Genomic DNA, 370 nt, shown 5'->3' on the forward strand with positions numbered 1-370 from the left:
CGCGGGATGCGAAGCTCCCACAGGACCAGGGCCGGCAGCGTCGTGCGACCGGCGACGAGGTCAGCGAAGGCGGCGGGCACGTCGAAGGGCGCGTAACCGATGGCGATGGAGGCGAGCGTCAGCGCAAGTGTGGTGAGCCCGAGGACCGCGATGACGGTTCGCCGGGCACGCGGCGTACCGAGGCGCCGGGATGCCGTGGAGCTGAGCGCGGGGACGGGGGCGTTCATGGTCCGGGCGCCCGTTCATTCGCAGCCTCGGCGAGGCGCGCCACGACCTCGGCCACCTGCGGTCCCGGACACGTCCAGAAGCGGTTCGGGATGTCGACCGTTCGATGCGCCCGCGCGAGAGCCCGAAAAACCGGATGGTGCAG

2 pseudogenes are annotated in these 370 nt (G+C 71.9%); both read right to left on the reverse strand.

Annotation, left to right across the window (positions count from 1 at the left end):
• A pseudogene (locus tag ACTJK8_RS32425) lies at positions 1-227 on the reverse strand (iron ABC transporter permease); the annotation flags it as partial.
• A pseudogene (locus ACTJK8_RS32430) lies at positions 224-370 on the reverse strand (ABC transporter substrate-binding protein); the annotation flags it as partial. The pseudogenes ACTJK8_RS32430 and ACTJK8_RS32425, both read right to left, overlap by 4 nt.

It is taken from the genome of Methylobacterium sp. 22177 (assembly GCF_052045615.1).
Lineage (GTDB): Bacteria > Pseudomonadota > Alphaproteobacteria > Rhizobiales > Beijerinckiaceae > Methylobacterium > Methylobacterium radiotolerans.